Origin of the sequence: Nocardia sp. NPDC050175 (assembly GCF_044459885.1) — a bacterium.
GTDB lineage: Bacteria > Actinomycetota > Actinomycetes > Mycobacteriales > Mycobacteriaceae > Nocardia.
Genome location: NZ_JBITJI010000005.1, coordinates 51,617 through 78,322, shown reverse-complemented (window position 1 = coordinate 78,322; position 26,706 = coordinate 51,617). Strand labels below are relative to the sequence as shown.

At 67.3% G+C, this 26,706-nt stretch carries 26 protein-coding genes and 1 tRNA gene; 17 read left to right on the top strand and 10 right to left on the bottom strand.

Annotated elements, in window-relative coordinates; all coding sequences use genetic code 11:
- Positions 1-85 precede the first annotated feature (85 nt).
- A complete protein-coding gene (locus ACIBK2_RS18100) occupies positions 86-1,501 on the top strand; it encodes an MATE family efflux transporter (protein ID WP_396968640.1) in 1,416 nt (471 codons plus the stop codon).
- Positions 1,502-1,545: 44 nt separating this feature from the next.
- Here ACIBK2_RS18100 and ACIBK2_RS18095 read toward each other — a convergent pair whose 3' ends face one another.
- Positions 1,546-1,950: a hypothetical protein gene (locus ACIBK2_RS18095; protein WP_396968638.1), complete on the bottom strand. Its 405-nt coding sequence runs from the start codon at positions 1,948-1,950 to the stop codon at positions 1,546-1,548.
- Between the two features lie 228 nt (positions 1,951-2,178).
- On the opposite strand from ACIBK2_RS18095, the gene ACIBK2_RS18090 reads away from it, so the two are divergent.
- The 4 genes from ACIBK2_RS18090 (at position 2,179) to ACIBK2_RS18075 (ending at position 5,521) form a co-directional block, all read left to right on the top strand.
- Positions 2,179-3,135 carry a metallophosphoesterase family protein gene (locus tag ACIBK2_RS18090; RefSeq protein WP_396968636.1) on the top strand — a complete coding sequence of 319 codons (957 nt, stop codon included), beginning with the start codon at positions 2,179-2,181 and terminating at the stop codon, positions 3,133-3,135.
- A gap of 123 nt (positions 3,136-3,258) precedes the next feature.
- The gene (gene npt, locus ACIBK2_RS18085; protein ID WP_396968634.1) at positions 3,259-3,927 is read left to right on the top strand and encodes a 4'-phosphopantetheinyl transferase Npt; all 669 of its coding nucleotides are present in this window, start codon (positions 3,259-3,261) and stop codon (positions 3,925-3,927) included.
- Positions 3,927-4,844, top strand: coding sequence for a tRNA pseudouridine(55) synthase TruB (gene truB / locus ACIBK2_RS18080; protein WP_396968632.1), 918 nt, complete (start codon positions 3,927-3,929; stop codon positions 4,842-4,844). Before npt ends, truB begins: the two co-directional genes overlap by 1 nt.
- Positions 4,845-5,098: 254 nt before the next feature.
- Positions 5,099-5,521 carry an EF-hand domain-containing protein gene (locus tag ACIBK2_RS18075; protein ID WP_396968630.1) on the top strand — a complete coding sequence of 141 codons (423 nt, stop codon included), beginning with the start codon at positions 5,099-5,101 and terminating at the stop codon, positions 5,519-5,521.
- A 9-nt stretch (positions 5,522-5,530) separates the two neighbouring features.
- Here the strand turns inward: ACIBK2_RS18075 and ACIBK2_RS18070 are convergent, their stop codons facing one another.
- Genes ACIBK2_RS18070 through ACIBK2_RS18060 form a run of 3 tightly spaced genes read right to left on the bottom strand, consistent with a single transcriptional unit; the run spans position 5,531 to position 7,694 of the window.
- Complete coding sequence (locus ACIBK2_RS18070) at positions 5,531-6,220, bottom strand: GntR family transcriptional regulator (protein WP_396968628.1); 690 nt, start codon at positions 6,218-6,220, stop codon at positions 5,531-5,533.
- Positions 6,207-6,938 (bottom strand): maleate cis-trans isomerase, encoded by a 732-nt coding sequence (locus ACIBK2_RS18065; RefSeq protein ID WP_396968626.1) that lies wholly within the window; start codon positions 6,936-6,938, stop codon positions 6,207-6,209. The genes ACIBK2_RS18070 and ACIBK2_RS18065 overlap by 14 nt, the downstream gene beginning before the upstream one ends.
- A gap of 15 nt (positions 6,939-6,953) precedes the next feature.
- Positions 6,954-7,694 carry an Asp/Glu/hydantoin racemase gene (locus tag ACIBK2_RS18060; protein ID WP_396968624.1) on the bottom strand — a complete coding sequence of 247 codons (741 nt, stop codon included), beginning with the start codon at positions 7,692-7,694 and terminating at the stop codon, positions 6,954-6,956.
- Positions 7,695-7,780: 86 nt separating this feature from the next.
- Between ACIBK2_RS18060 and ACIBK2_RS18055 the strand changes: the two genes are divergently transcribed.
- The 3 genes from ACIBK2_RS18055 (at position 7,781) to ACIBK2_RS18045 (ending at position 11,143) form a co-directional block, all read left to right on the top strand.
- Positions 7,781-8,746, top strand: coding sequence for a D-2-hydroxyacid dehydrogenase (locus ACIBK2_RS18055; RefSeq protein WP_396968622.1), 966 nt, complete (start codon positions 7,781-7,783; stop codon positions 8,744-8,746).
- 14 nt (positions 8,747-8,760) lie between these two features.
- Entirely contained in the window at positions 8,761-10,161 is a 1,401-nt protein-coding gene (locus ACIBK2_RS18050; protein WP_396968620.1) for an amidase, read from the top strand.
- A gap of 187 nt (positions 10,162-10,348) precedes the next feature.
- Positions 10,349-11,143, top strand: a complete 795-nt coding sequence (locus tag ACIBK2_RS18045; protein ID WP_396968618.1) for an alpha/beta fold hydrolase — start codon at positions 10,349-10,351, stop codon at positions 11,141-11,143.
- A 146-nt stretch (positions 11,144-11,289) separates the two neighbouring features.
- Here the strand turns inward: ACIBK2_RS18045 and ACIBK2_RS18040 are convergent, their stop codons facing one another.
- Both ACIBK2_RS18040 and ACIBK2_RS18035 read right to left on the bottom strand, forming a co-directional pair.
- Positions 11,290-11,784, bottom strand: coding sequence for a DUF3830 family protein (locus ACIBK2_RS18040; protein WP_396968616.1), 495 nt, complete (start codon positions 11,782-11,784; stop codon positions 11,290-11,292).
- An 89-nt stretch (positions 11,785-11,873) separates the two neighbouring features.
- Positions 11,874-13,115, bottom strand: coding sequence for an aspartate aminotransferase family protein (locus ACIBK2_RS18035; protein ID WP_396968614.1), 1,242 nt, complete (start codon positions 13,113-13,115; stop codon positions 11,874-11,876).
- A 145-nt stretch (positions 13,116-13,260) separates the two neighbouring features.
- Between ACIBK2_RS18035 and ACIBK2_RS18030 the strand changes: the two genes are divergently transcribed.
- Positions 13,261-14,730 carry an NAD-dependent succinate-semialdehyde dehydrogenase gene (locus ACIBK2_RS18030; protein WP_396968612.1) on the top strand — a complete coding sequence of 490 codons (1,470 nt, stop codon included), beginning with the start codon at positions 13,261-13,263 and terminating at the stop codon, positions 14,728-14,730.
- Positions 14,727-15,812, top strand: a complete 1,086-nt coding sequence (locus tag ACIBK2_RS18025) for a tartrate dehydrogenase (RefSeq protein ID WP_396968610.1) — start codon at positions 14,727-14,729, stop codon at positions 15,810-15,812. Before ACIBK2_RS18030 ends, ACIBK2_RS18025 begins: the two co-directional genes overlap by 4 nt.
- 122 nt (positions 15,813-15,934) lie before the next feature.
- Here the strand turns inward: ACIBK2_RS18025 and ACIBK2_RS18020 are convergent, their stop codons facing one another.
- Complete coding sequence (locus ACIBK2_RS18020) at positions 15,935-16,603, bottom strand: metal-dependent transcriptional regulator (RefSeq protein ID WP_396969212.1); 669 nt, start codon at positions 16,601-16,603, stop codon at positions 15,935-15,937.
- A gap of 236 nt (positions 16,604-16,839) precedes the next feature.
- On the opposite strand from ACIBK2_RS18020, the gene ACIBK2_RS18015 reads away from it, so the two are divergent.
- The 4 genes from ACIBK2_RS18015 to ACIBK2_RS18000 all read left to right on the top strand — a co-directional run bounded on the left by ACIBK2_RS18015 (position 16,840) and on the right by ACIBK2_RS18000 (position 22,302).
- Positions 16,840-17,811 (top strand): bifunctional riboflavin kinase/FAD synthetase, encoded by a 972-nt coding sequence (locus ACIBK2_RS18015; RefSeq protein WP_396968608.1) that lies wholly within the window; start codon positions 16,840-16,842, stop codon positions 17,809-17,811.
- A gap of 186 nt (positions 17,812-17,997) precedes the next feature.
- Positions 17,998-18,267, top strand: a complete 270-nt coding sequence (gene rpsO, locus ACIBK2_RS18010; RefSeq protein ID WP_194834828.1) for a 30S ribosomal protein S15 — start codon at positions 17,998-18,000, stop codon at positions 18,265-18,267.
- A 373-nt stretch (positions 18,268-18,640) separates the two neighbouring features.
- The gene (locus ACIBK2_RS18005; RefSeq protein WP_396968605.1) at positions 18,641-20,920 is read left to right on the top strand and encodes a polyribonucleotide nucleotidyltransferase; all 2,280 of its coding nucleotides are present in this window, start codon (positions 18,641-18,643) and stop codon (positions 20,918-20,920) included.
- 86 nt (positions 20,921-21,006) lie between these two features.
- Positions 21,007-22,302 (top strand): M16 family metallopeptidase, encoded by a 1,296-nt coding sequence (locus ACIBK2_RS18000; RefSeq protein WP_396968602.1) that lies wholly within the window; start codon positions 21,007-21,009, stop codon positions 22,300-22,302.
- 131 nt (positions 22,303-22,433) lie between these two features.
- Here the strand turns inward: ACIBK2_RS18000 and ACIBK2_RS17995 are convergent, their stop codons facing one another.
- Positions 22,434-22,763, bottom strand: a complete 330-nt coding sequence (locus tag ACIBK2_RS17995) for an ArsR/SmtB family transcription factor (RefSeq protein WP_396968600.1) — start codon at positions 22,761-22,763, stop codon at positions 22,434-22,436.
- Positions 22,764-22,856: 93 nt separating this feature from the next.
- Between ACIBK2_RS17995 and ACIBK2_RS17990 the strand changes: the two genes are divergently transcribed.
- Positions 22,857-24,077, top strand: a complete 1,221-nt coding sequence (locus ACIBK2_RS17990; RefSeq protein ID WP_396968598.1) for an MFS transporter — start codon at positions 22,857-22,859, stop codon at positions 24,075-24,077.
- Positions 24,078-24,150: 73 nt separating this feature from the next.
- Positions 24,151-24,222 (top strand) — tRNA-Gly (locus ACIBK2_RS17985).
- Positions 24,223-24,349: 127 nt separating this feature from the next.
- On the opposite strand, the gene ACIBK2_RS17980 is transcribed toward ACIBK2_RS17985, so the two are convergent.
- The gene (locus ACIBK2_RS17980; protein ID WP_396968596.1) at positions 24,350-24,820 is read right to left on the bottom strand and encodes a MarR family winged helix-turn-helix transcriptional regulator; all 471 of its coding nucleotides are present in this window, start codon (positions 24,818-24,820) and stop codon (positions 24,350-24,352) included.
- Positions 24,821-24,905: 85 nt separating this feature from the next.
- On the opposite strand from ACIBK2_RS17980, the gene ACIBK2_RS17975 reads away from it, so the two are divergent.
- On the top strand, positions 24,906-25,787 hold the full coding sequence (locus ACIBK2_RS17975) for a VC0807 family protein (protein ID WP_396968594.1): 882 nt from the start codon (positions 24,906-24,908) through the stop codon (positions 25,785-25,787).
- Here the strand turns inward: ACIBK2_RS17975 and ACIBK2_RS17970 are convergent.
- The gene (locus ACIBK2_RS17970) at positions 25,774-26,688 is read right to left on the bottom strand and encodes a transglutaminase-like domain-containing protein (RefSeq protein ID WP_396968592.1); all 915 of its coding nucleotides are present in this window, start codon (positions 26,686-26,688) and stop codon (positions 25,774-25,776) included. The two genes, ACIBK2_RS17975 and ACIBK2_RS17970, sit on opposite strands and share 14 nt — an antisense overlap.
- Positions 26,689-26,706: the final 18 nt, after the last annotated feature.

Genomic DNA, 26,706 nt, shown 5'->3' with positions numbered 1-26,706 from the left:
CGTTGCCGAGTGCGCGGATGATCGCGATCCGATCGTGGGGCTGGTCTGTCCGGCGCGCTGGATGCGTTGTGGTGAGGGAGGTTTCATGAGTGGCAGGTTGTCGTCCGAGGGCGACCCGGCGGAGGGTGCTGCGCCGTCGACGGTCGCCACCGGCGCGATCGACCCGGCGGCCGAAGCCGGGCCGGGGCGGATACTGCGGCTCGCGGTGCCGACCCTCGGTGTGCTTGTCGCCGAGCCGATTTATCTGCTGTTCGACCTCGCCGTGGTCGGGCGGCTCGGCGCGCTCGCGCTGGCCGGGCTCGCGGTGGGCGGATTGATTCTGGCGCAGACGAGTTCGCAGTTGACGTTCCTGTCCTACGGCACCACCGCGCGGGCCGCGCGCAGGCACGGTGCGGGCGACGAGCGCGGTGCGGTGGCGGAGGGTGTGCAGGCGACCTGGCTGGCCATCGTGGTCGGCCTGCTGATTCTGCTGCTGGTTCAGCTCTTCGCGGTGCCGTTGACCAGTGTGATCGCCGGTGGTGGCGACATCGCCGCCGAGGCGCGCGACTGGGTGCGGATCGCGCTGTTCGGGGTGCCGCTGATCCTGATCTCCATGGCGGGCAACGGGTGGATGCGCGGGGTGCAGGAGACCCGTCGTCCGCTCATCTATGTCGTTGCCGGGCTCGGTGTTTCGGGTGTGCTGTGTCCGGTGCTGGTGCACGGGCTGCTCGGTGCGCCACGGTGGGAGTTGCCCGGCTCCGCCGTCGCGAACGTGGCCGGTCAGCTGGTGATGGCCGCGCTATTTCTGAATGCCCTTGTGCGTGAGCGGGTTTCGCTCGCGCCGCACTGGTCGGTGATGCGCGCGCAACTGGTCCTCGGCCGGGACCTGATCGTCCGCAGCCTCGCGTTCCAGGCCTGCTTCGTCTCCGCCGCCGCGGTCGCCGCACGGTTCGGCGCCGCGTCGGTCGCCGCGCATCAGCTGGTGCTGCAGCTCTGGAATTTCCTTGCGCTGACCCTGGATGCGCTCGCCATCGCCGCGCAGACCCTGGTCGGCGCGGCCCTCGGCGCGGGCGACGCACCCGGTGCCCGCGCGCTGGCCCGTCGGGTCACCGGCTGGTCGGAGATCTTCGCGCTCGCCCTTGCCGCGTGCTTCGCCGCGGGTGCCGGACTGATCCCGAAACTATTCACCGACGACCCTGCGGTGCTGGACCGCACTCACGTCACGTGGTGGTTCTTCGTGTGCATCATCCCGGTGGCAGGCATCGTGTTCGCCCTCGACGGTGTCCTGCTCGGCGCGGGCGACGCCGCGTACTTGCGTACCACCACCCTCGGCTCGGCCCTGCTCGGCTTCCTCCCCGCGATCTGGCTGTCGCTGGTCTTCGACTGGGGGATCGCCGGAATCTGGTCCGGCCTGGTCGCTTTCATGCTCCTACGCCTGGTCGCCGTCTCCTGGCGAGCCTGGTCCGGCCGGTGGGCTCGCGTCGGCGCGGAGGTCCCCGGACACGTTCGGAGCTCTGGATAACTGACGAAACCCCGGACAGTGCCCGGGGTTTCGTGTTCAGCGAATCAGCTGTTGGTGAGGAAGCACTGGTCGTTCGGCAACGATTCGACCGTTGCGGCCGGCACCGTCACCTTGGCGCAGGCCAGCGTCGGGTACGAGCTCGGCGTATCGGAGCCGAGCGGGAAGTCGGCGCAGTAGGTGAGGGCCAGATGCTCGCCCGCGGCCAACTGGCGGGTGAGCGTGAAATCGGCAGGCGCGGGCTGTCTGGGAGACAGGGTGTTCTGCCGGGTGTCACCGTCGACCAGCAGCGTGCACTGCACGGTGCCGCCGACGAGGTCGGTGCTGATCCGGCTCGGCGTCGCGGTGAGGGTCTCCCCGGCGACGTGCAGCGATGCGGTACTCGGTGGACTGATGGTTGCCCCGGCTAGACCTGGAACGGCGATGCAGGCTGCCGCAGCCGATGATGCCACGACAATCCCTCGGAATGTGTTGCGTGCGATCATGTTCGAACAACATAGTGGGTCGTGCGTCGAGATTTGCGCGGGTTGCCTGTTCCGAGATAAATGCCTCATTCCAGTTTGGCCGGGCTCTTGATGGTTACCCGCAGCTGCGACGGACTCTCCCCGGTGTGCCACTCGCCGGGGACGCGCGGCGGGGTGGCGGGCGCGGATCGGGGCGGGTGTGCCAAGGTAGGTGTGGTGATACCCAAGTTGATGGCGGTGAGCGACATTCACGTCGGGCACCAGGGGAATCGGCCGGTGGTCGAGCAGATTCATGCTGACTCGCCGGAGGACTGGCTGATCGTGGCCGGGGACGTGGGGGAGAAGACCGACGACATCCGATGGGCGCTCGAGCTGCTGCGCGGCCGGTTCGCCAAGGTGATCTGGGTGCCCGGCAACCACGAGCTGTGGACGACGGCGAAGGACCCGGTGCAGATGACCGGCGTCGCGCGCTACGACTACCTCGTGTCGATCTGCCGGGATCTGGACGTGCTGACCCCGGAGGATCCGTTTCCGGTGTGGGAGGGCGCGGGCGCCGAGCAGCACGGCGGCGCGGTGACGCTGGCCCCGCTGTTCCTCCTGTACGACTACTCGTTCCTGCCGAAGGGCGCCACCACCAAGGCGGAGGGGCTCGCCATCGCGCGAGACCGCAATGTGGTGGCCACCGACGAATACCTGCTCTCCTCGGACCCCTATCTCACCCGTGATGCCTGGTGCCATGCCCGCGTGCAGGTCACCAAGCGCAAGCTGGACGCGCTGCCGGAAGGCACGCCGCTGGTGCTGATCAACCACTTCCCGATGGTCCGCCAGCCCACCGACGTGCTGTTCTACCCCGAGTTCGCGCTCTGGTGCGGCACCGAACTGACCGCCGACTGGCACACCCGCTACAACGTGCTCTGCTCGGTCTACGGCCACCTGCACATCCCGCGCACCTCGCACTACGACGGCGTCCGCTTCGAAGAAGTCTCCCTCGGCTACCCGCGCGAATGGCAACGCCGCGGCCTCCCCGAACGCCTCCTGCGCCAAATCCTCCCCGCCCCCGAGTACCCGCCCGGCTCCCTGAATGACTGGGGCGGCCACTTCAAGGTCACCCCCGAAATGGAAGCCGCCGCCGCCGAGATGCGCGCCAAAGCCGAGCGTCGCCGCGGGGTCTGATCAGGCAGCGCCGCACGGTCTCTGATTCCCCGCACCGAAGATCGCATGCGATTCCAGGTGCCGGAAATCAGAAACCGTGCGGCCGTGACAGGGGTGCGCGGGCCTCGTCTAGGCTCGTCGGTGATGATCGAGACAATTTTGCCGTCCGGTGTCGCGTCGGCTGAGCTGCTGGAGTATCCGGAGGACCTGAAGGCGCATCCGGCGGAGGAGCATCTCATCGCGAAGGCGGTGGAGAAGCGGCGCCGGGACTTCATCGGGGCCAGGCATTGCGCGCGGCTGGCGCTGGCCGAGCTCGGTGAGCCGCCGGTGGCGATCGGCAAGGGCGAGCGGGGTGCGCCGATCTGGCCGCGCGGGATCGTCGGCAGCATGACGCACTGCGACGGGTATCGGGCCGCGGCGCTGGGGCACAAGATGCGCTTCCGCTCGATCGGGATCGACGCCGAGCCGCATGCGGCGCTGCCCGAGGGCGTGCTGGATTCGGTGAGCTTGCCGCCGGAGCGGGAGTGGTTGAACACCACCTACTCCGGGCTGCACCTGGACCGATTGCTGTTCTGTGCCAAGGAAGCGACCTTCAAGGCGTGGTGGCCGCTCACCGATCGCTGGCTCGGCTTCGAGGACGCGCACATCACCTTCGAGATCGCGGACAGCACCGAGCAGTCCGGCCACGGCACCTTCCACAGCGAGCTGCTGGTGCCCGGGCAGACCAATGACGGTGGGGTGCCGCTGGTTTCGTTCGACGGCCGTTGGCTGATCGCCGACGGGTTCATTCTCACCGCGATCGTGCACGTCTGATGGACGGTCTCGGCGGATTGCTGATCGTCGACAAGGACAGTGGCATGACCAGCCACGACGTCGTCGCGAAGTGCCGGAAGCTGTTGCACACCAAGAAGGTCGGGCACGCGGGCACGCTCGACCCGATGGCGACCGGCGTGCTCGTGCTCGGCGTGGAACGGGCCACCAAACTGCTCGGCCTGCTCACCCTGACCACCAAGGCGTACACCGCGACTATCCGCCTCGGCCAGGCCACCACCACCGACGACGCCGAGGGCGAGGTGCTCGCGACCACTCCGGCCCTGCATCTGGCCGACGACGAAATCGCCGCGCACACAGCGAAACTCACCGGCGATATCGAGCAGGTGCCCGCGACGGTCAGCGCGATCAAGGTGGACGGCGAACGCGCCTACGCCCGGCACCGCGCGGGCGAAGAAGTACAACTGGCCGCCCGCCCGGTCACCGTGTCCCGCTTCGACATCCTCGCCCGCCGCGACGTCACCGACGGCGAGTTCGTCGACCTCGACGTGATCGTCGAATGCACCTCCGGCACCTACGTCCGTGCCCTGGCCCGCGACCTCGGCGCCGCCCTCGGGGTCGGCGGCCACCTGACGGCCTTGCGCCGCACCAGAGTCGGCCCGTTCACCCTCGAACACGCCCGCACCCTCGCCGAATTGGCAACAGCCGCCGACTCCGCCGCCCCCATGCTCAGCCTCGACATGGACGAGGCGGTACGAACGGCGTTCCCGCACAGGGAGATCGACGAAGCCCAAACGAACGACCTCCGCAACGGCCGCTGGCTCGACCCCATCGGCCTCCCCGGCGTCTACGCCGCTATCGATCAGGAAGGTCGCGCGATCGCCCTGCTCCAGGAAAGCGGCAAGCGCGCGGCATCCGTCATGGTCGTGCGTCCGTCGAATCTGTCGACCGGTTCATAGGCGCGGAAGTCGCAGTGGCGCAGCGATTACTGTCGGGTTTCTCCCGGCGGGAAGTCTGAGCCGAGGATCGGGCGCAGTGCGCCGAGCAGCGCACCGACGCTCGCCCGCGAAGGGGCCTGGTGGTCGCGAAGTGCGGGGCAGGCGTGGGCATGTCCCGCTCGCATGACCGATGACAGCTGCGCTGCTGGGCGGCAAGGGAATCCGTACAGTGTGGATTGGCCGCTCGACGGGGCGGCAGTGGGAGGCAGTGGGCAATGGGTGAACGACCGGTCGATACGTTCGAGCTATGGGATCGGGACGGTGACGGGCTCGTCTCGGTCGCCGACATCACCGAGGGCATCCGGTCGCTCGGCCTCGAGGTCGATGAGGATGCGGTGGAACGGATGGTCGCCGCCGCGGACACCAACGGCGACTTCCTCGTCTCCCGAGCGGAATTCGATGCCGCGCTGGTCGGCGGTCGCATCGAGGTAACCGATGCCGACGCCGCATTCAAAGTCTTCGACACCAACCAGGACGGCCGCATCTCCGTCGATGAACTCGAATCCCTCATCCGCCACGTCGGCGCAGGCCGCATCCACGAACCCGCCGCCGACCTCCTAGCCGCCGCCGACCAGGACAACGACGGCTACCTCTCCCTCCCCGAATTCCGCACCCTCCTGGACTTCCTCTCCCGCTGATCGTGGGTCTCAGGCCTCGGCTGGCACGGAGCTCTGGCTGGTGCGGTCGGCGGCTATGGCGCGGATGGCGTCCTGCATGTGATCGATCAATAACTTTCGAGCGCGCGCGGCGGGGCCGGAGCCGATGGCGGCGCGCAGGTCGACGTGTTCGCGGGCTTGTTCGGTCAGGTCCGGGTTCGTTGTTTGCAAGGCGCCCAAGCACATTCGCGTTTCGATCAGCAGGGTGCGGGCGGCGCGGGCCAGGCGGGGACTGCCTGCGCTGTCCACCAGTGCGACGTGGAAGGCTTGGTCGGCATCGGAAAGTCCGGCGGCATCACCGATTTCGGCGGCCGCGCACATCTGGGTGACGCTGTCGGCGAGTGCCGCGTAGGCGATCTCGCGGCGGCCGTCCAGGATCAGTTCCAGCGCACCGCCTTCGATGGCGGTCCTGGCCTGGTAGATGTCGACGACGTCGTCGATCGTGAGGTCGATGACGAAGATGCCGCGATGGCGAATGCTGTGCAGCAGACCCTCGGACACGAGTCGCTGCATCGCTTCGCGCACCGGCCCGCGCGACACGTCGAAGCGGGCCGCGAGGTCGGCCTCGCCGAGTTGGTCGCCGGGCGCGAAGCTGCCGCGCATGATCGCCTCGCGGAGCCGATCGGCGATCACCTCGGCCGTCGACTGTCTGCTGACCGGCTCGATCTCAACGAGCGGCATGCGCCTGCCTTTCTGTGAATAAGGTGCCGAGGGCCGGGCAGGTCGCGGCGACGCCGGCCAGCCGCAGCCCCGCCCAGATGGTGACCTGGTTGGCGGTCAGTACCGGCTTGCCGAGGGCGGCCTCGAGTTCCGGCAGCACGGCAAGAGTATGCATGGCGGTATCGGGGATCAGCAGCGCCTCGGCCTCGGGATGATCGTTGGCGATGGCCAACTGCCGGACCTGGTCGGCGTCCAGGGTGCCGACCTCGGCGGCGGTATCGATCCCCGCGCTGCGCATCGAGACCACCCGGATCCCCGCGTCGGCGAGGAATTCGACGAACAGTTCCGCGACGTCGTCGGGATAGCTGGCCGCGATGGCGACGGTGTGCACGCCGAGCGCGCGCACCGCATCGACGAACGCGAGGCTGGTGCTGGTCGCGGGCACACCCGCGGCCGCGGCCAGCGCGTCCACCTGATCACGCGCGCCGCGCGGTCCGTAGACGAAACTGCCTGAGGTACAGGCCCATACGACGGCCTCGGGCGCGTACGGTGCGAGCAGTTCGGCCCCGTGCCGCAGCTTGTCCGGGCTGCCCAGATCGAGCAGTTCGGGAATCGCGTGTAGATCGGTGCCATAGATATGCGCCACCGGCAGGCCCGCGCCGAGCGCGGCGGCGGCCAACGGGTAGTCGTCCTCGGCCGCGTGATCCGGGTAGATGAAACCGATGGTGGGTGTCTGCATATGTTGTTCTCCCGATCAGAAGACGTTCAGTAGCCACTTGCCCGGACCCATCATCGGCAGCTTCATCCGGCCGAGGCAGGCCCACATGGTGAGCTGGTTCGCGGTGAGCACGGGTTTGCCGAGGGCCTGTTCCAGCGGCTCGATCACGTCGTAGGTTGGCAGGTTGGTACAGCTGACGAAGATGGCCTGGGCGGCCGGATCATCGGCGCCGACGATGCGTTCGGCGATGGTGCGGTAGTTGACTTTCCAGATGCCACCGCCCAGCCCGAGATGGTCGGAGCGGATGACGTCGCAGCCCGCTTCGCCGAGGAAGTCGTGCAGCTTGTTGGTCAGGATCTCGTCGTACGGGGTGAGCACCGAGACCCGGCTGATGTCGAGATGCCGGATCGCCTCGATCAGCGCACCCGAGGTGGTGACCGCATCCAACGCCCCTGCCGCACAGATCGTTTCGCGCAGCGACCGCTCGTACTCGAGACCTTTGATGAAGCTGCCCGAAGTGCACAGGTAGGCAACTACTTCCGGTTCCACATGCAGCACATCCCGCGTCGCGGTGGTCAAATGCGCAGGGTTGGAGACCAGTTCGGCCATCGCCAAGGAGACCGGAACCGGTTCATACGGCGTTCGGGCCAGATGAAGACTCACCTCCATCGGCGCCCAACGCCAGAGCTCACGTTCGAGCGCGAGGTCGAACGGAGCGATGATGCCGATGCCCCGTTGTGCGACGGGGCCCTCGATATCCGGGAAGCTGAGTTCCACTGCGGCCCCTCTCGCACTCAGCCGGACAGTCCTCCGAGCACAGTCGGATTGTTGACAATCATACGATGCGATCTTAGTGTGTCAATGTGGAAACGGGCCCCATTGTCACCGTCCTGCACAGTGACCGCGTGCCCGAGGCGGAACTGCTGGCCGCCGTGTCAGCTCGGGCGACTGTGCGCTACACCGAGGCCGCCGGTCTCGCGGTGGCGCTGCGCGGTGCCGACGTGCTGTTCGTCTACGACTTCCGCACCCGCGCGATCCCCGGCGCGTGGCCATCGGCCGACCGGCTGCAATGGTTGCACATGGGATCGACCGGGGTGGACCCGGCGATGTTCCCCGAACTGCGGGCCAGCGACGTCGTCGTCACCAACACACGCGGCCTATTCGATACGGCCATCGCGGAATACGTGCTCGGGCAGATCCTCGGTTTCGCCAAGGACCTGCCCGGATCGCTGTGCAGGCAACTGCGCCACGAGTGGGAGCATCGCGAGAACGAACGGGTCGCGGGCAGCACGGTTCTCATCGTCGGCACCGGCTCGATCGGCCGTGCCATCGCGCGCTTGCTGCGCGCGGCTGGGATGAACATTCGCGCGGTCGGGCGCCGAATGCGCTCGGACGACCCCGATTTCGGCACGGTGGGCACGGACCTGCACGCCGAGCTACCGGTGGCCGACTACGTGGTGGCGATCGCCCCGCTGACGCCGCAAACCCGGAACATGTTCGGCGCCAGAGAATTCGCCGCGATGAAGCCACACGCCATGTTTGTCAACGTGGGCCGCGGGGAACTCGTAGTTACCGACGATCTGGTGGCCGCACTCGGCGCCGGATCGATAGCGGGGGCGGCGCTCGATGTAGTCGACCCCGAGCCGCTGCCGCCCGACCACCCGCTGTGGGATCTGCCGAACGTGTCGATCACCCCGCACAATTCGGGCGATTTCCGCGGCTGGCGGACCGATATCGTCACCGCGTTCGCCGAGAACTTCGACAACTGGATCGCCGGCCGGCCACTGCAGAACGTGGTCGACAAGGAGCTGGGGTACGTGCCCGGCTGAAGGAGCCCTTTTCGATGAGCTACCCCGACATCAACATTCCCACCGACCCAGCGGCGATGACTGCTGTCCAGCTGGTCTCGGCCTACGCGGCGGGCGCGCTCTCCCCGGTCGAGGCGACCGAGGCCGTCCTCGATGCCATCGCGACCCGGGATCCGGACGTGAATGCGTACTGCCTGGTCGACCCCGACCGTGCGCTGGTGCAGGCGAAAGACGCCGAGGCGCGCTGGCATTCGGGCCACGCCCGCGGGCTGCTCGACGGCGTGCCGATCTCGATCAAGGACATCTTCCTCACCGAGGGCTGGCCGACCAGGCGCGGATCCACCTCGGTGGACCCTGTCGGACCGTGGACGGTGGACAGTCCGGTCGCGGCCCGGCTGCGCGAGGACGGCATGGTGTTCCTCGGGAAGACGACGACGCCGGAGATCGCTTGGAAGGCAGTCACGGACAGTCCGTTGACCGGGATCACCCGCAATCCCGTCGACCCGAGGACGACTGCGGGCGGTTCTTCCGGTGGTAGTGCCGCCGCCGTTGCCGGGGGTATGGGACCGGTCTCGGTCGGCACCGATGGTGGTGGCAGCATCCGCATTCCGGCATCCTTCTGCGGCATCGTCGGCTTCAAGCCCACGCACGGCCGGATTCCGCTCTACCCGGCGAGCCCGTTCGGTCCACTCGCACACGCCGGGCCGATGACGCGGACCGTCGAGGACGCCGCGCTACTGATGGACATCCTGTCGCTACCTGACCCCCGCGACCCGACCAGCCTCGCGCCGACCCTGACTACCTTCCGCGGACAGGTGGTGCGCGAGGTTCGCGGCCTCACCGTCGCCTACTCGCCGACACTCGGATACGCCACAGTCGATCCCGAGGTCGCCGAACTCGTCGACGCGGCCGTACAGCAGCTCGCCGACGCCGAATTACGCGTCGTCGCAGCCGATCCCGGCTTCACCGATCCCCGCGAGGCCTTCGAACTACTGTGGGCAGCGGGTGCCGCCACCATGCTGTCGAAGTTCCCCGAGGGTTCGCGCGAACGAGTAGATCCGGCACTACGCGAGGTCTGGGCCCAAGGCGACGCCGTCCGTGCCGTCGACTACCTCGACGCCCGCAATGTAGCCGCCGAAATCGGAATCACCATGGGCGCCTTCCACACCGCCTACGACGTCCTGATCACCCCCACAATGCCGATCACCGCTTTCGAAGCAGGCCACAACGTCCCACCGGGCAGCGACCAGACAACCTGGCCCCAATGGACCCCATTCACCTACCCGTTCAACATGACTCAGCAACCAGCCATCAGCATCCCCGTCGGCACCACGAAAGACGGCCTCCCCGTAGGCATGCAGATCATCGGCCCCCGCCACTCCGACGACCTAGTCCTCGCCGTCGCCCGCTACGCCGAACACATACTCACCCCGTAACCGACCGAAGGCGCCCTTCATCCGCCCAGACAGGCTGAAGGCCGCCTTCGGTTAGTTCTGTAGTGGGAGGTTTGTCGATTCTGAATGCAACTCTGCGGGAATAGTTTCGGAAGTCCTGAAATTACTTGTCTTGATGGGTCTTTGCCTCGTCGGTATCGTCGATGAAGACAGCAGGGGGATGAGGCCGGTGGAGGCCATTGTCGAGGGCGTTTTCCAGGGCGGCGAGCCATATCTTCGGGTGGGTAGTGGTCGGCCGCTCGTGTATCTGGCCGGGTTCGCACTCGACCACGCCAACCCCACGGGCCGGATGCGCAAGATCGCGTTGGTGAGCGTGCGAGCGCTGGCTCTAGCGGGTTTCGAGGTGTACTACACAAGCCGGGCGCCCGGCCTCTCGGTCGGCACGGCGTTCGCCGACATTGCCGCCAGTCACGCGGCGGGCCTGGCCGCGCACTTCGGCGAGCCGGTCGACGTGCTCGGCCACTCGACCGGCGGCGATCTAGCACTGCAGCTCATTGCCGATCATCCCGAGGTCGTAGGCCGGGCCGTCGTGGCGAGTGCGGCATACCGTTTGGGGCCAGTGGCCAAGCAGGCGCAGTTGGCGATGATCGCCAGCCTGGAGCGGGACGGCCGTTTTCGCGCCGACGCGCTCGTCGCCGGATTCACGCAGCACCGCCTACTGCAACGGCTACTGGCGATACCGATGCGGCTGACCGTATTGATGAAGGTCCCGAATCCCACCGACCCCATCGCGTTGCTCCGCGCCGAGGATCAGTTCGACGTCTACGACCGCCTCGGCGCGATCGAGACCCAGACCCTGGTGATCTGCGGTGCGCGAGACTACTTCTGGACGCCGGAGATGTTCGCCGAAACCGCGCGCCTGATGCCGCACGGAAGGTTGGTGATGTACCCCGACGCGGGGCACGCGATCGTCGCACGAGAGGACTTCGTCGCCGACGTCACAGCGTTCCTCAACGCACCCTGAAATACGAAATCGTCGCGCGCACGTTTCGTGCCGCCGCGCATGAATCCGTCAGCGATTTGCTGCGCGGGGCGCGAATTGGTGCGCGGCGAGAACCGTTCGCGGTGAAGCGAATGCGGCTCACGCCGCGCGATCAGCCGAGGCGGTGGTCAGGCGCGGGCGAAGGAGAGGGTTTCGCCGGATACTCCGTGCAACCACAGGTCGTTGCAGGCTGTGGCGATGTCGGACAACCCTTCCTCGATCGTGGCGAAGACGTTGCCGGGGACCCAGCCCATGTCGCCGTTGATGAGTAAGTTGTTGCGGCCGTAGAAGATTGCGAGGTCGGTGGCGCCTTGGTCGTGGTGGGCGGTTGAGCCGGGGTCGTAGCCGTAGGCGGGGTTGCCGATTTCCCAGGGCTCGAAGTCGAAGAGGCAGACGTCGCCGGGGATGGGGGTGACGGTCGGGTTTTCGCGGTGGGGAGCTGCGGTGATGCGGGGGACCAGGGTGTACACCTCGTTGCGGGCGTACTTGGCGTGGAAGGCGTCGCCTTCCTGGGGCAGCGCGTCCCATACTGCGGCGCAGGTGTGCGGTGCTTCCGCGTCGAGCAGCCGGGCACGGCAGGTGACGGCGGCCTTGGTCAGGGTGATGGTGATGTAGCGGGCCATCGGTTTCTGCTTTCTGGTCGTCGGTCGGGGCTTTCTGTTCGGTCGGGCAGAGCGCGAGCGGCCGGGCGAGAGCTCGGCCGCTGCCAGGGCTAGAGCTCGGCCAGCACTTCGGTCCAGATCGCGAGCGCGTCCTCGATCTGAGTATCGGTCACGATCAGCGGCGGGATCATCCGCACCACGTTCATGTGCGCGCCGCAGGTGAGCAGCAGCAAGCCCTTCTCGACCGCGCGCCGTTGCGCGGCACTCGCGGTCTCGGTGTCGGGTTCACCTGTCGCGGTGGTGAATTCGGCACCGGCCAGCAACCCGAGGCCGCGCACGTCACCGATCGCCTTGGTGGCACTGGCCCGCAGCCCGTTCAACAGCTGCTCCCCGCGCGCCGCCGCGTTATCCACCAAGTGCTCGGATTCGATGACCTCGAGCGTCGCCACCGCCGCCGCACAGGCCACGGCATTGCCACCGTAGGTCCCGCCCTGCGAGCCGGGCCACGCCTTCGCCATCAGCTCGCGCGAGGCCGCGATACCGGACAGCGGGAACCCGCTGGCGAGCCCCTTCGCGATGGTGATGATGTCCGGCCGCACCCCGAAGTGCTGATGCCCGAAGAACTTTCCGGTCCGCCCGAAGCCGGTCTGGATCTCATCGATGACGAGCAGGATGCCGTGCCGATCGGCCCGTTCCCGCAGTCCACGGAAGAACGCGGTGTTGCCCGGAATGTATCCGCCTTCGCCGAGCATCGGCTCGACCACGAACGCGGCGGTCTCCGCGGGCGAGGTGATGGTGGCGAACAGGTAGTCGAGCTCGCGCAGCGCGAACGCGGTCGCCTCCTCTTCGGTCCAGCCGTAGCGGTAAGCGGTCGGGAATGGCGCAACGTGCACACCCGACATCAGCGGGCTGAACCCGGCCGAGAACCGGGTGCCCGAGGTCGTCATGGTCGCCGCCGCGACGGTGCGGCCGTGGAAACCGCCGTGGAAGACCACCACATTCGGCCGTCCGGTCGCCTGGCGGGCCAGCCGCAGCGCCGCCTCGATCGCCTCGCTGCCGGAGTTGGCGAAGAACAGCGTGTCCAATCCGTCCGGCAGCACCGTGCCTAGGCGTTCGATGAGCTGCAGCATCGGCCGGTGCATGACGGTGGTGTATTGCCCGTGGATCAGGCTCGCCACCTGGGCTTGCGCCGCCGCGACCACGTGCGGATGGCAGTGGCCTGTGCTGGTCACGCCGATGCCCGCGGTGAAGTCGAGATAGCGGCGCCCGTCGGTGCCGTAGAGGTAGCAGCCGGATCCGTGGTCGACGGTCACCGGGGTGGCCTGCCGCAGAACGGGCGAAAGTTCGGTCATGGTGATCCGCCTCCCGGAAAGTGGTGCGCTCGCAAAATCCGCAGATTGTCTATTGTCGGATTGTTGACAATATGCATAACATGGCGACAGAGGCCGCAGCAATAGCCCGCGGCCCGCGTCCGGTAGCGAAAGGAGGCCAGCGCCGATGCTCACCGAGACCTTGTCCGCCGCGGAGCGAGCCGTAATCGACACTGTGCCAACGGGTTTGTACATCGACGGCCAGTGGTGCGAGACGAAGGCCGAGCTGCCCGTCCTGGATCCGGCCACCGGCCAGCCGCTGTGCGCGGTCGCCGACGCGAGCCCGCGGGACGGACTCGACGCGCTGGCCGCGGCACACGCGGCCCAACCGGCTTGGGCGGCGACACCGCCCAGGGCGCGCGCCGACGTCCTCATGCGCGCACACCACGCGCTACTCGACGACACCGACCGACTCGCGCTGATCATGACGCTCGAAATGGGCAAGCCCTTAGCTGAGGCACGCGGCGAAATCGCCTATGCGGCAGAGTTTTTCCGTTGGTTCGCCGAAGAGGCCGTCCGCCTCGACGGCGGCTATATGCCTGCGCCGACCGGTGGCGCCCGGTTCCTGGTGACCAAGCAGCCGGTGGGCCCGAGCCTGCTGATCACGCCGTGGAACTTCCCGATGGCCATGGGCGCCCGCAAGATCGCGCCCGCCCTGGCCGCCGGATGTACCTGTGTGGTGAAACCCGCTGAGCAGACACCGTTGTCGATGCTCGCGCTCGCCGACCTGCTCGATCGGGCCGGGGTGCCGCGCGGAGTCGTCAACGTGCTCACCACCGCCGACCCCAGCGCGCTGATGACGCCGCTCATCCTCGACACCCGTTCCCGCAAGCTGTCTTTCACCGGCTCGACCGCAGTCGGTAAACGCCTGCTCGAACAGTGCGCGCAGACAGTGATGCGCACCTCGATGGAGCTCGGCGGCAACGCCGCATTCATCGTGTTCGACGACGCGGACCTGGACGAGGCCATCGAGGGCGCCCTCGCGGCGAAGATGCGCAACATCGGCCAGGCCTGCACCGCCGCGAACCGAATCTTCGTGCAGCGCGGCATCATCGACGAATTCTCGACCCGCCTCGCCACCCGGATGGCCGCCTTGCCGATGGGCCGGGGCACCGAGCCGGGGATCGTCGTCGGTCCGCTCATCGACGCGGACGCGGTGACCAAGGTAACCGAATTGGTCGCCGACGCATGCCGCCGCGGCGCGCGGGTCCTGACCGGTGGCACCGCGATCGAGGGGCCGGGCAACTTCTATCCCGCGACCGTGCTGACCGGCGTGCCCGACGACGCGGCGATGTGCCACACCGAAATCTTCGGCCCGGTCGCGTCGATCGCCGTCTTCGATACCGAGGACGAGGTCGTCGCGCGCGCCAACAACACCCCGTACGGACTGGTCGGCTACGTCTTCACCGAGCACCTCCGCCGCGGCCTGCGGGTCTGCGAGGCCTTGGAAACCGGCATGGTCGGTCTCAACCAGGGCGTCGTGTCCAACCCCGCCGCCCCCTTCGGCGGCGTCAAAGAATCCGGGCTCGGCCGCGAAGGCGGCGCGATCGGCATCGACGAGTTCCTGGAGACCAAATACATCGGAGTGCGCCTGTGAACGACCCCCGCTACCGCATCGCGACGATTCCCGGCGACGGCATCGGCGTCGATGTCACCGCGGCGGCCGTCACGGTGCTCGACACCGTGCTGCCCGGAATCGAGTGGACCGAATTCGATTGGTCCTGCGCGAATTACCTGCGCACCGGCCAGATGATGCCCCCGGACGGTCCCGATCTGCTGGCCGGTTTCGACGCGATCCTGCTCGGCGCCGTCGGCTTTCCCGGTGTGCCCGACCATGTTTCGCTGTGGGGCCTGCTGATTCCGTTGCGGCGCGCCTTCAGTCAGTACGTCAACCTCCGTCCGGTCCGACTGCTGCCCGGCACCGAGTCGGCACTGCGCGACCGGACCGCCGCGGACCTGGACATCCTCATCGTGCGGGAGAACTCCGAGGGCGAATACTCCGAGATCGGCGGCAAGCACAATCCCGGCCGGTACGACGAATTCGTGCTGCAGGAGTCGGTTTTCACCCGGGTCGGCTGCGAACGGATCATCCGGTACGCCTTCGAGCGGGCCCGCGAACGCGGTGGCCGCTTGTGCTCGGCCACCAAGTCGAACGGCCTCATCCACTCGATGCCGTACTGGGACAGCGTGTTCGACCAGATCGCCGTCGAATACCCCGATGTGCGGACCCGGCAGATGCACGTCGACGCGCTGGCCGCGGAGATCGTGCTGCACCCGGACCGCCTGGATGTGATCGTCGGCTCGAACCTGTTCGGCGACATCCTGTCCGACCTGGCCGCCGCGGTGACCGGCGGGCTCGGGCTGGCACCGTCGGGCAATATCAATCCCGAGGGCGCCGCGCCGTCGATGTTCGAGGCGGTGCACGGCAGCGCCCCCGATATCGCCGGGCAGGGCATCGCTGATCCGGTCGCGCAGATTCTCGCGGGCGCGATGCTGCTCGAGCATCTCGGCGAACACACCGCGGCCGTGGCGGTCGACCGTGCCGTTTGCGACGTACTCGGCGCGGGCCACGTACTGACACCGGACCTGGGCGGCACCGCGACAACCACGGAACTTGCCGCGGCAATCGCCAGTCGCGCAGCCGAATTGGTGGGCGCGATAGGCGCCGAACCGCGCTGACGCTCGCGCCGGACGCGAGCCGCATGGCGGTGCGCCACACTCTCGAGCGACGAGCCGCCCGACTACGCGGTGAGCCGAATGGTCAGGTGAGGCGCCGCACCATCAGCCGGTGAGCCGCACCCTCAGGCGGTGAGCCAGATCGCTTCGGCGGCGGGACTGCCCAGGTCGGTAGGTGTTTCAGCGCTACCGATGCGAATCGCGATGGTACCCGCGAAGTCTCGGCGTTCCACGACGGTGATCGCGGTGTCCAACGCGATACCGACGGAGTCGAAGTACCGCAGCATGTCGGGATCCGAGTCGGAGATGCGCGCCACCCGACCGGACTCGCCCGCGTGGAAGTCGCTGAGCTGCCGAGCCGGCGGCGTCGGCACCGCACCGTCGACCGACGGGATCGGGTCGCCGTGCGGATCACGGTCGGGGTAGCCGAGTTTGGCGTCGATCCGGGCCATCAGCAGCTCGGAGACCGCGTGCTCGAGCACCTCGGCTTCGTCGTGCACCTCGTCCCAGCCGTAGCCGAGCTCGTTCACCAGGAACGTCTCGATCAGCCGATGCCTGCGCACCATCGCGATCGCGGCCAGGCGCCCACCCTCGGTGAGGGTGATCGAGCCATAACGGGCGTGCTCCACCAGCCCTTGATCGGCGAGCTTGCGCACCGCCTCGGAGACGGTGGACGCGGACACGCCGATCCGCTCGGCGAGCAGCTTGGTCGACACCTTCTCCTGCGACCACTCCTGTGCGGTCCAGATCACCTTGAGATAATCCTGGGCCACTGAGGAGAGCACGGGCGCGATCGTCGCGGTGCCGCCGGTGGCTTGTCTCGGCGCAGCAGCGTCGGCTAGCTCACGGCGGGTGGCGATGTCTCGTTTACCGGGCACATACTCGAGCTTAAGCACATGCCTCCCGAATGACACAGCTCGCCGCACAGTGGAACCAGGGATTCACCACCCGTACACAACACCGGAAGCGTTGCGTGACATCGCAGGCTTCGGTCGAACCCCGTTCAGCTGCGCGATATAAGCTGCCGACTGTGCAGAGATGGCGAGGGCTGGACGACGTTCCCGCGGACTGGGGCCGATGTGTACTCACGATCGGCGTGTTCGACGGCGTGCACCGCGGACACGCGCAGCTGATCAGCAGAGCGGTGAAATCGGCCGCCGCGCGGGGCGTCCCCGCAGTGCTGATGACCTTCGATCCGCACCCGATGGAAGTGGTGCGACCCGGCTCGCATCCGGCGCAGCTCACCACGCTGACCCGTCGTGCGGAATTGGCCGAGGAACTCGGCATCGACGTGTTCTGCGTGATGCCTTTCACGCAGGCTTTCATGAAGCTGACCCCCGCGCGCTACGTGCACGATCTGCTCGTCGAGCGGCTGCACGTGGTCGAGGTCGTGGTCGGCGACAACTTCACCTTCGGCAAGAAGGCCGCGGGCACCATCGACACCATGCGTGAGCTCGGCGGACGCTGGGGCTTCGAGGTCGACGGCGTGAAACTGCTCGGCGAACACGCGGTCACCTTCTCCTCCACCTACATCCGCGCCTGCGTCGACGCGGGCGACATGGCCGCCGCGGCCGAGGCGCTCGGCCGCCCGCATCGGGTCGAGGGCGTGGTGGTGCACGGCGACGGCCGCGGCCGTCAGCTCGGCTTCCCGACCGCGAACGTCGCGCCGCCGATGCACGCCGCGATCCCGGCCGACGGCGTGTACGCGGGCTGGTTCACCGTGCTCGGCCCCGGCCCGACCATCGGCACCGTCACGCCGGGCCAGCGGGCGATGGCCGCCATCTCGGTCGGCACCAACCCCACCTTCTCCGGCCGGGCCCGCACGGTCGAGGCGTATGTGCTCGACGGTGAGGCCGACCTGTACGGCCAGCACGTCGCGGTCGATTTCGTCGACCATGTGCGTGGCCAGCGCAAGTTCGACTCGATCGACGAACTCATCGAACACATGGGCCGCGACGTGGAGAACACGCGCAAGATCCTCGCCGCCGCGGACGACCGATAACCCTGCCGCGCTGATCCCTTTTGTCCGCTCGATACATTGGCGCGGATTCGGACATGCCCCGGCCGATTCGGTCGGCAGAATTCGATCCGGTAAGGTAGATCCTCGGGTTTGCTGCGGTCCGCGGTGGCACCCGACCCGGGTAACCGGAACTTCGAGCGCGGTACTGAAATAGAGAGTGGATGCCTCATGGCCCTGACCACCGAGCAGAAGTCGGCGATTCTCAAGGAATACGGCTTGCACGAGAAGGACACCGGTTCACCGGAAGCCCAGATCGCGATGCTGTCCAAGCGGATCTCCGACCTCACCGAGCACCTGAAGGTGCACAAGCATGATCACCACACCCGGCACGGCCTGCTCGCGCTGATCGGTCGCCGTCGTCGGCTGTCGAAGTACCTGGCCGCCAACGACATCCAGCGCTACCGTTCGCTGATCGAGCGTCTCGGCCTGCGCCGCTGATAGCTCCACACGCCGGCTACCCGAGGTAGCCGGAGACCCGGCCAACGGGGAGACGTACAATCTCCCCGTTGGCTATTCGTGTATGCGGGCCGCAGTCTTTTGCGTGGGCCCGAAATACGACGACATTGCACAGCCGTAAGCACCCGCCTGCGTGGCGTCGGTCTTCGGTAGTGGCCTCCCGGCAGGGCAGATACCGCCGGCGGGCTTCGATCGATGACCGCCTCCGCGTCGCCGTGATCCAAGGGGATTCGGCCGGGTGCACGTGCCGCAGCCAGGATGGTTGCCGCGCGTCCGTACCAGGTACGGCTGACGAAGAGCCGGATCGCGCCAGATGGCGCTCGATCCGGCGAAGACGAGAGGTTGAGAGCAGAGAATGACCCAAACAACAGAACGCAAGTCCTCGGCCGTCGAGGTCGAGCCCGGTGTGTTCGAATCCGTCGCGCTGATCGACAACGGCAGCTACGGCACCCGCACCATCCGCTTCGAGACCGGCCGCCTGGCCCGTCAGGCCGCCGGTTCGGTCGTCGCCTACCTGGACGACGAGACCATGCTGCTGTCCGCGACCACCGCGGGCAAGCACCCGAAAGACCAGTTCGACTTCTTCCCGCTGACGGTCGATGTCGAAGAGCGCATGTACGCCGCGGGCCGCATCCCCGGCTCGTTCTTCCGTCGTGAGGGCCGTCCGTCCACCGACGCGATCCTGACCTGCCGCCTGATCGACCGCCCGCTGCGCCCGTCGTTCGTCGACGGCCTGCGCAACGAGATCCAGGTCGTCGTCACGATCATGAGCCTGGACCCGAACGACCTGTACGACGTCGTCGCGATCAACGCGGCTTCCGCGTCCACCCAGATCTCCGGTCTGCCGTTCTCCGGCCCCATCGGCGGCGTGCGGGTCGCGCTCATCGAGGGCCAGTGGGTCGCGTTCCCGACCGTGGAGCAGCTCGAGGGCGCCGTGTTCGACATGGTTGTCGCGGGCCGCGTGGTCGAGTCCGGTGATGTCGCGATCATGATGGTCGAGGCCGAGGCCACCCTGAAGGTCATCTCGCTGATCGAGGGCGGCGCGCAGGCGCCGACCGAGGCCGTCGTGGCCGAGGGCCTGGAGGCCGCCAAGCCGTTCATCGCCCGTCTGTGCAAGGCACAGCAGGATCTGGCCGAGCTGGCCGCCAAGCCGGTCGGCGAGTTCCCGCTGTTCCCGCCGTACCAGTCCGATGTCTACGAGGCCGTCGAGGGCACCGCCAAGCGTGAGCTGGGCGAGGCGCTCGGCATTGCCGACAAGCAGGAGCGCGAAGCGAAGATCGACGAGATCAAGCTGGACGTGCTGTCCCGCCTCGGCGACGACTTCGTCGGCCGGGAGAAGGAACTGGGTGCCGCGTTCCGCTCGGTCACCAAGAAGCTTGTCCGCCAGCGCATCCTGACCGACGGCTTCCGCATCGACGGCCGCGGTCTCGCGGACATCCGCGCGCTGTCCGCCGAGGTTGCCGTTGTCCCGCGCGCCCACGGTTCGGCGCTGTTCGAGCGTGGCGAGACGCAGATCCTGGGCGTCACCACCCTCGACATGGTGAAGATGGCCCAGCAGGTCGACTCGCTCGGCCCGGAGACCAGCAAGCGCTACATGCACCACTACAACTTCCCGCCGTACTCGACCGGTGAGACCGGCCGCGTCGGCTCGCCGAAGCGTCGCGAGATCGGCCACGGCGCGCTCGCCGAGCGGGCCCTGATGCCGGTGCTGCCGAGCCAGGAAGAGTTCCCGTACGCCATCCGTCAGGTGTCGGAGGCGTTGTCCTCCAACGGTTCCACCTCGATGGGCTCGGTCTGCGCCTCGACCCTGTCGCTGCTGAACGCCGGTGTGCCGCTGCGGGCGCCGGTCGCCGGTATCGCGATGGGCCTGGTGTCCGACACGATCAAGAACGACAAGGGTGAGGACGAGGTGCGCTACGTCGCACTCACCGACATCCTCGGCGCCGAGGATGCCTTCGGCGACATGGACTTCAAGGTCGCGGGCACCCGCGAGTTCGTCACCGCGCTGCAGCTCGATACCAAGCTGGACGGCATCCCCTCGCAGGTGCTTGCCGGTGCGCTGAGCCAGGCGTACGACGCACGCACCGCCATCCTGGAGGTCATGGCCGAGGCCATCGACACCCCGGACGAGATGAGCCAGTACGCGCCACGCGTCACCGCGATCAAGATCCCGGTCGACAAGATCGGCGAGGTGATCGGGCCCAAGGGCAAGGTGATCAACCAGATCACCGAGGAGACCGGCGCCAACATCTCCATCGAAGATGACGGCACGGTTTACGTCGGTGCGACCAACGGTCCTGCGGCGCAGGCGGCGATCGACATGATCAACGCCATCGCGAACCCGCAGCTGCCGAAGGTCGGCGAGCGCTTCCTGGGCACGGTCGTCAAGACCACCGCCTTCGGCGCGTTCGTCTCGCTGCTGCCCGGCCGCGACGGCCTGGTGCACATCTCCAAGCTCGGCAACGGCAAGCGCGTCGCCAAGGTCGAAGATGTGGTGAACGTCGGCGACAAGTTGCGCGTCGAGATCGCCGATATCGACAACCGCGGCAAGATTTCGCTGGTCCCGGTCGAGGAGAACGCCGAAGAGCCGGCCGAAGCCGAGACCGTTGATGCGGGCGCGGCAGCGACCGAGTAGTACTTGTCTTTGTGACGACGAAGAAGACGACAGCCCCTCTGCTCCGACGCGAGCAGGGGGGTTCGTCACTGGAGCTGCGAGCCAACATGATCGATCCCGGCGTACAACGCACCGTGCTACCCGGCGGGCTGCGTGTGGTGACCGAGCATGTCCCCGGCGTGCGCTCGGCCTCGATCGGCGTCTGGGTGGGCGTCGGTTCGCGCGACGAGGGCCCCACCGTCGCCGGTGCGGCGCACTTCCTCGAACACCTGCTGTTCAAGGCGACCCCGACGCGAACGGCACTGGACATCGCGCAGGCGATGGACGCCGTCGGCGGCGAGCTCAACGCGTTCACCGCGAAGGAGCAGACCTGCTACTACGCGCACGTGCTCGACGAGGACCTGCCGCTGGCCGTGGACATGGTCTCCGACGTGGTGCTCAACGGGCTGTGCCGGGCCGAGGACGTCGACCTGGAACGTCAGGTGGTGCTCGAGGAGATCGCCATGCGCGACGACGATCCCGAGGACCTGGTCGGCGACGCGTTCCTGTCCGCGCTGTTCGGTGACCATCCGATCGGGCGGCCGGTGATCGGTTCCATCGAATCCATCGAGTCGATGCACGCGGCGCAGTTGCGCGGCTTCCATTCGCGGCGGTACCGGCCGGACCGGATGGTTGTCGCGGTCGCGGGCAATGTCGAGCACGATCACACGGTGGAGCTGGTGCACCGTGCGTTCGAGAATCGGCTCGATCCCGCGGCCACACCCGCCAAGCGGCGGGAGGGCCGGTTTCGGCCGGCCAGCGATCCGGAGCTGCACTGGAGCCACCGCGACAGTGAGCAGGCGCATCTCGCGTTCGGCGTGCGGGCCTTCGGGCGGCACGAGGGGGAGCGGCGCTGGCCGCTCTCGGTGCTCAACACCGTGGTCGGTGGTGGGCTGAGTTCCCGGCTGTTCCAACGGATTCGGGAGGAACGCGGGCTGGCGTACTCGGTGTACTCCAGCGTGGACACCTTCGCCGATACCGGCGCGTTCTCCGTGTACATCGGCTGCCAGCCGGAAAACCTCGGCAAGGTGGCCACCTTGGCTCGTGGCGTGCTCGAAGAGGTTGCGGCGAACGGCATTACGGATGCCGAATGTGCTCGCGCCAAGGGGTCGCTGCGGGGTGGGCTCGTGCTCGGCCTGGAGGATTCCGCGTCGCGGATGAACCGCATCGGGCGCAGTGAACTCAGCTACGGCAATCACCGCAGCGTCTCGGAGACGTTGGCGCGGATCGACGCGGTCACTACCGATGAGGTCTGCGCCATCGCGAATACGCTGCTGTCGCGGCCGTTCGCGGCGTCGATTGCGGGGCCCTACCAGCGAACTCGCGAACTGCCCGCCGCGGTGCGCAGGCTCGTCGAGGGCTGACGGGTCAGTTCTCGGCGCTGAAATTGGTGGGGGCGTAAGCGATACGGGTGCGGCCTCGCCTTTCAGCGTGTGCGCTGCGGGGCTCAGGCATCGTGTGCGCTGAGTGCTCAGCCAGCGTGTGCGCTGAGCGCTCAGGCGTCGCTGGCGCGGTTGGCGTTGTCGACTACAGAGGTGAGTAGGCCGGGCAGCGCGGTTTCGACGTCCGCGGCGCGCAGGCGCTGCCAGATCTGGCCGTCCACGATCACTCGCTCGATGACGCCTGCCTCGCGCAGGATCTTGAAGTGATGTGTCGCGGTCGACTTGTTGATCACCTCGTAGAGCTCGTTGCAGCGGACCGCGGTGCCCGCGTTGCTCAGGCGGCGCACCATCTCCAGGCGGATGGGGTCCTGGATCGCGCCGAGCACGGTGGACAGCGGGGCCACCGGCGGGGCTTCGGCCGCCGCCTCCTTAGCTTCGGTCATGATCTACCTCACTCGGGGGTTTGATGATCGTCATACTAACTGTACTGTCGTACGAGGTTCGATCATTATCAAACTTACCTGATCGGAGTTTCGATGGCAGCGACGATAGCGGTGCCCGCCGCTGACGAGCGGACATCACAACGCTGGGCCTACGGGCTCATCTTGGCTGCGGGTGGGGTCGCGCTTGGTGTCTCCGGGGTACCTGCCCCGCTGTATGGCATGTATCAGAAGGAGTGGCATTTTTCGCCGCTGACGACGACCTTCGTGTTCGCGGTGTACGCGTTCGCGGCGCTCGGCGCGGTGCTGGTGTCCGGCAAGATCTCCGATGTGGTCGGGCGTAAGCCGGTGCTGCTCGGTGCGTTTGTGACGATGATCGCAGGGCTGGCGGTTTTCCTGCTGGCAGATAACGTGGTGATGTTGCTGATAGCGCGCGCGTTGCACGGTTTCGCGGTCGGCGCGACGGTGGTCGCCGGTGCTGCTGCGCTGTTGGATCTGCGGCCCAAGCATGGCGCGCGGTCCGGTCAGCTCACCGGTGTCGCGTTCAATATCGGTATGGCCGTGGCGATTCTGGGCTCGGCGCTGCTCGCGCAGTACGCGCCGCATCCGCTGCGCACGCCGTACGTCGTCATCACCGTCGTGTGCCTGCTGATCGGTATCGGCGTCATCGCGCTGGAGGAACCACACACCGGTCGTATCCCCGGCCGCATCCGGATCGCGAAACCCTCTGTGCCGTCAGAGATTCGGGGCGACTTCTGGTTCTCCGCGCTCGGCGTGATGGCGGCCTGGTCGGTGCTCGGCGTGCTGCTGTCGCTGTACCCGTCGCTGGCCTCGGCCGAAACCGGCATCCACAACTTGGTTTTCGGCGGCGCGGTGGTCGCGTCGACCGCGCTGGCCGGCGCTACCTCGCAGCTGTTCGCGACCAAGATTCCGGCCCGCCGCGCGGCCATCGGTGGCGACACCGGCATGGCGGTGGCGCTGTTGCTCACCGTGCCCGCGTTGCACACCGGTAACTGGGTCGTGGTGTTGCTGGCCGGTGTGCTGCTCGGTGCCACCTTCGGGCTCGGCTTCGGCGGTTCGCTGCGCCACCTGTCCGAGGTTGTGCCGCAACACAAGCGGGGCGAAACCATGTCGGCGTACTACCTGCTCGCCTACACAGCGATGGCGCTGCCGACCATCCTGGCCGGTTGGGCCGCCACCACCTGGGGCCTGAGCACCGTGTTCCCCTGGTTCGTCGTGGTCGTCGCGCTGGCCTGCCTGAGTGCCGCCGGACTCGGATTGCGCAGCACCCGCGCGGCCGCCGAGCAGGGCGCCTGAGCACGGATTGGCATTTTCCGCCGCCGATCGGCTAAAGTTTTCAACGCATCGCGGAGTCACCCGGGATGCGCACGCGGATGTAGCGCAGTGGTAGCGCATCACCTTGCCAAGGTGAGGGTCGCGGGTTCAAATCCCGTCATCCGCTCTTATTCAGCACCGGACTATTCGTCCGGATCAGCAGTTCTGCGATGTGCCTGCCGAATCTTCCCGGCGGCACCGAACTTCCGAAGCGGCAGCCTCGCTACTGCGAGTTCCGTTCTGCCGCAAGCGACTCAGTGCTCGAAGTCGGGGTCGGAGATTCGACGCGTGTTGGCCACCAGGATGTCGGTCGTTCGGTCGATCCAATCGCTGATCGCCTGCAGTTCCGCCGGGGAGTACCTGGACACCAGTTCCGTCATCTCCGCGCCGAACGGGACGAAGACCGCGGCGAGTAGTGCGTCGACCCGCTCGTTGGGCACGAGCTCGACGAGGACCTTGCGCCTGTCCTGCGGATCACGGGTGCGCTTCGCGTAACCGGCCTTCTCCAGTCGGTCCACCAGGCCGGTCACCGCGCCGGTGGTCAGGCCAGTGTGCTCGGCGATGGTTCCCGCGGGCACCGGGCCGAGGATGCGCAGCGTGTCCATGCACTTGCGCTCGACCGCGCTGAGACCGAGCAGCTTGCCGGTCGCGGCATGAAAGTTCACCATGGCCGATGCGAATTCGCGGCCGAGGAGGGTCGGGTCCGCTGGCACCTCTTGCGTCATGTCACCAATATACCTTAGTCTCTCGTTATCTTAGAGACTAAGAAGATTATCTCCTGAGAGATCTCGGGGGAACGGGGTGAGCTTCATGCACGGCACGATCGAGAAGCGGAAGAAGGCCGGGTGGCTGATGCTGACGGTCGCGAACGCGGCCATCGACCTGTTCCTGCCGACGGTGGTGTTCGCGTTGCTCGCGCCGACCGGGTTGCCTGCCGCGATCCGGTTGTCTATCGGCGGGACGTTGCTGGCTGCCAAGGCCATCGGTGGTGGACTGCAGACCGGCCAATTCCGTTGGCGATTCGCCATTGTCGTGACCGCGATGCCTACTGCGGTGCTCGTCGGGTGCTACCTCGGCGGGCTGGGGGACATGACGAGCATGGTGGCGAGTGCGGTCGTCGCCGGGCTGATCATCGTTGGTGATCTCCTGCGAACCCGGTTGCGAGGCAGTGGAACACACCCGATCGACCGGTTCGCGGTTCTGGTGCTGGCCGAAGTCGTGGCCGGTGTCGTATTGACCTCGATCAGCGGCGACGCGCGGTTCGTGCTGGCACGCAGCTCGTTGTATATCGCGGTCGGTGGGATCGTCGTGCTCGCCAGTACCTGGACGGATCATCCGTTTATGCGTGACGCGCTCAAACCCATTGCCGCGAAGGGGGATCCGCTGCGGGCCGAGGGATTCGACCGAACCTGGCTGAAGTCGGCGCGGTTTCGGACGATCTACCGGTTCGTCACCGCGACATTGGGTTTGGTGTTGCTGGCCGACGCGGTATTGCGGGTCGTGGTGATCTACGGCTACCCGGCCGACGAGGCAGGGGAGTCCTCGTTGGTGTCAGGTCTGCCGCTGATCGTGTTGGTCGGGCTGTGGCTGTTCATCAACCGCACCGTCGTGGTGCCTCGTGCCGAGCGGTTACTCGATCTGGAAATGGCTCAGGCGCAGCAGATTCCGGCTGTGAAGCTCAGCGCAGGGTGATCGGGCGCGGTACTCCGGCGGGTGGGGTCGCGGTGTGAATCACTGCGGGCACCCGCAGCGCTCCATCATCGAAAATCGCACGGACACGGTCGATTTTGGTTGCCGGGTCGCGGAGTAGGTCGCTCAGAGCGTCCATTTCGGTGATCGTTTCTGCATCGACTTCGGTGGAGAGGTCCAGCGGTCCCCAGATGTCCCAGAGGATCATCTCGTACTTGTTCAGTGCGGCGAGATCGAGCACGAGGTTGTGCCGTAGGTAGGGCCTGCCGCGCAGGAATGGTGCGGGCTGGTCGGGGGAGACGACGAAGCGGGCTGGGTCGGATTCGCCGTTGCGGCAACGGTTCCAGGCGTCGGCGGCGACGAGGAAGCGGTCCCTCGGCAGGTCGAGCAGGTCCAGGGGTGCGCCATCGGTGGGATCTTGATAACCGAGCGCGAACTGCGGGTCCATGAGTCGCCAACGGCGCTGCCCGGCATCCCATACCTCGGCGATCGTGTGGTCCACCGCCCAGCCCGGCATCAAGTACGTGGCGAAACCGGTGCGGCTCCGGGCCGGAATGCCGTGCTCGCGGGCCATGGCGACGAATAACAGCGTGAAGTCCCGGCAGCACCCGATCACCCGCTCGGTCGGCGCGCGTTCCGTATCGAGCGGTGCCGGATTCAGGTCATGGAGCCTGGCGAAGATGTCCTCGGCGTAGCGGAGGTCGATCTCCTCGCGTCGCTGTGGGGCGAAACCGTGCTCGGTGATGTCGCCGTTGCCCCAGAAGTGGAACACCAGCCCGGAGGCGACCTCGCGCAGTGCTGCCGGGTCAGGGGCGAGCGCGGCGACCCACTCCGCGAACGGGCCTGGCCCGGTGAACGTGCTCTGCGTCGTGTACCAGCTGATATCGAGTTCGGTGCTGTTCATGGACGTGGCCCTCCGGTC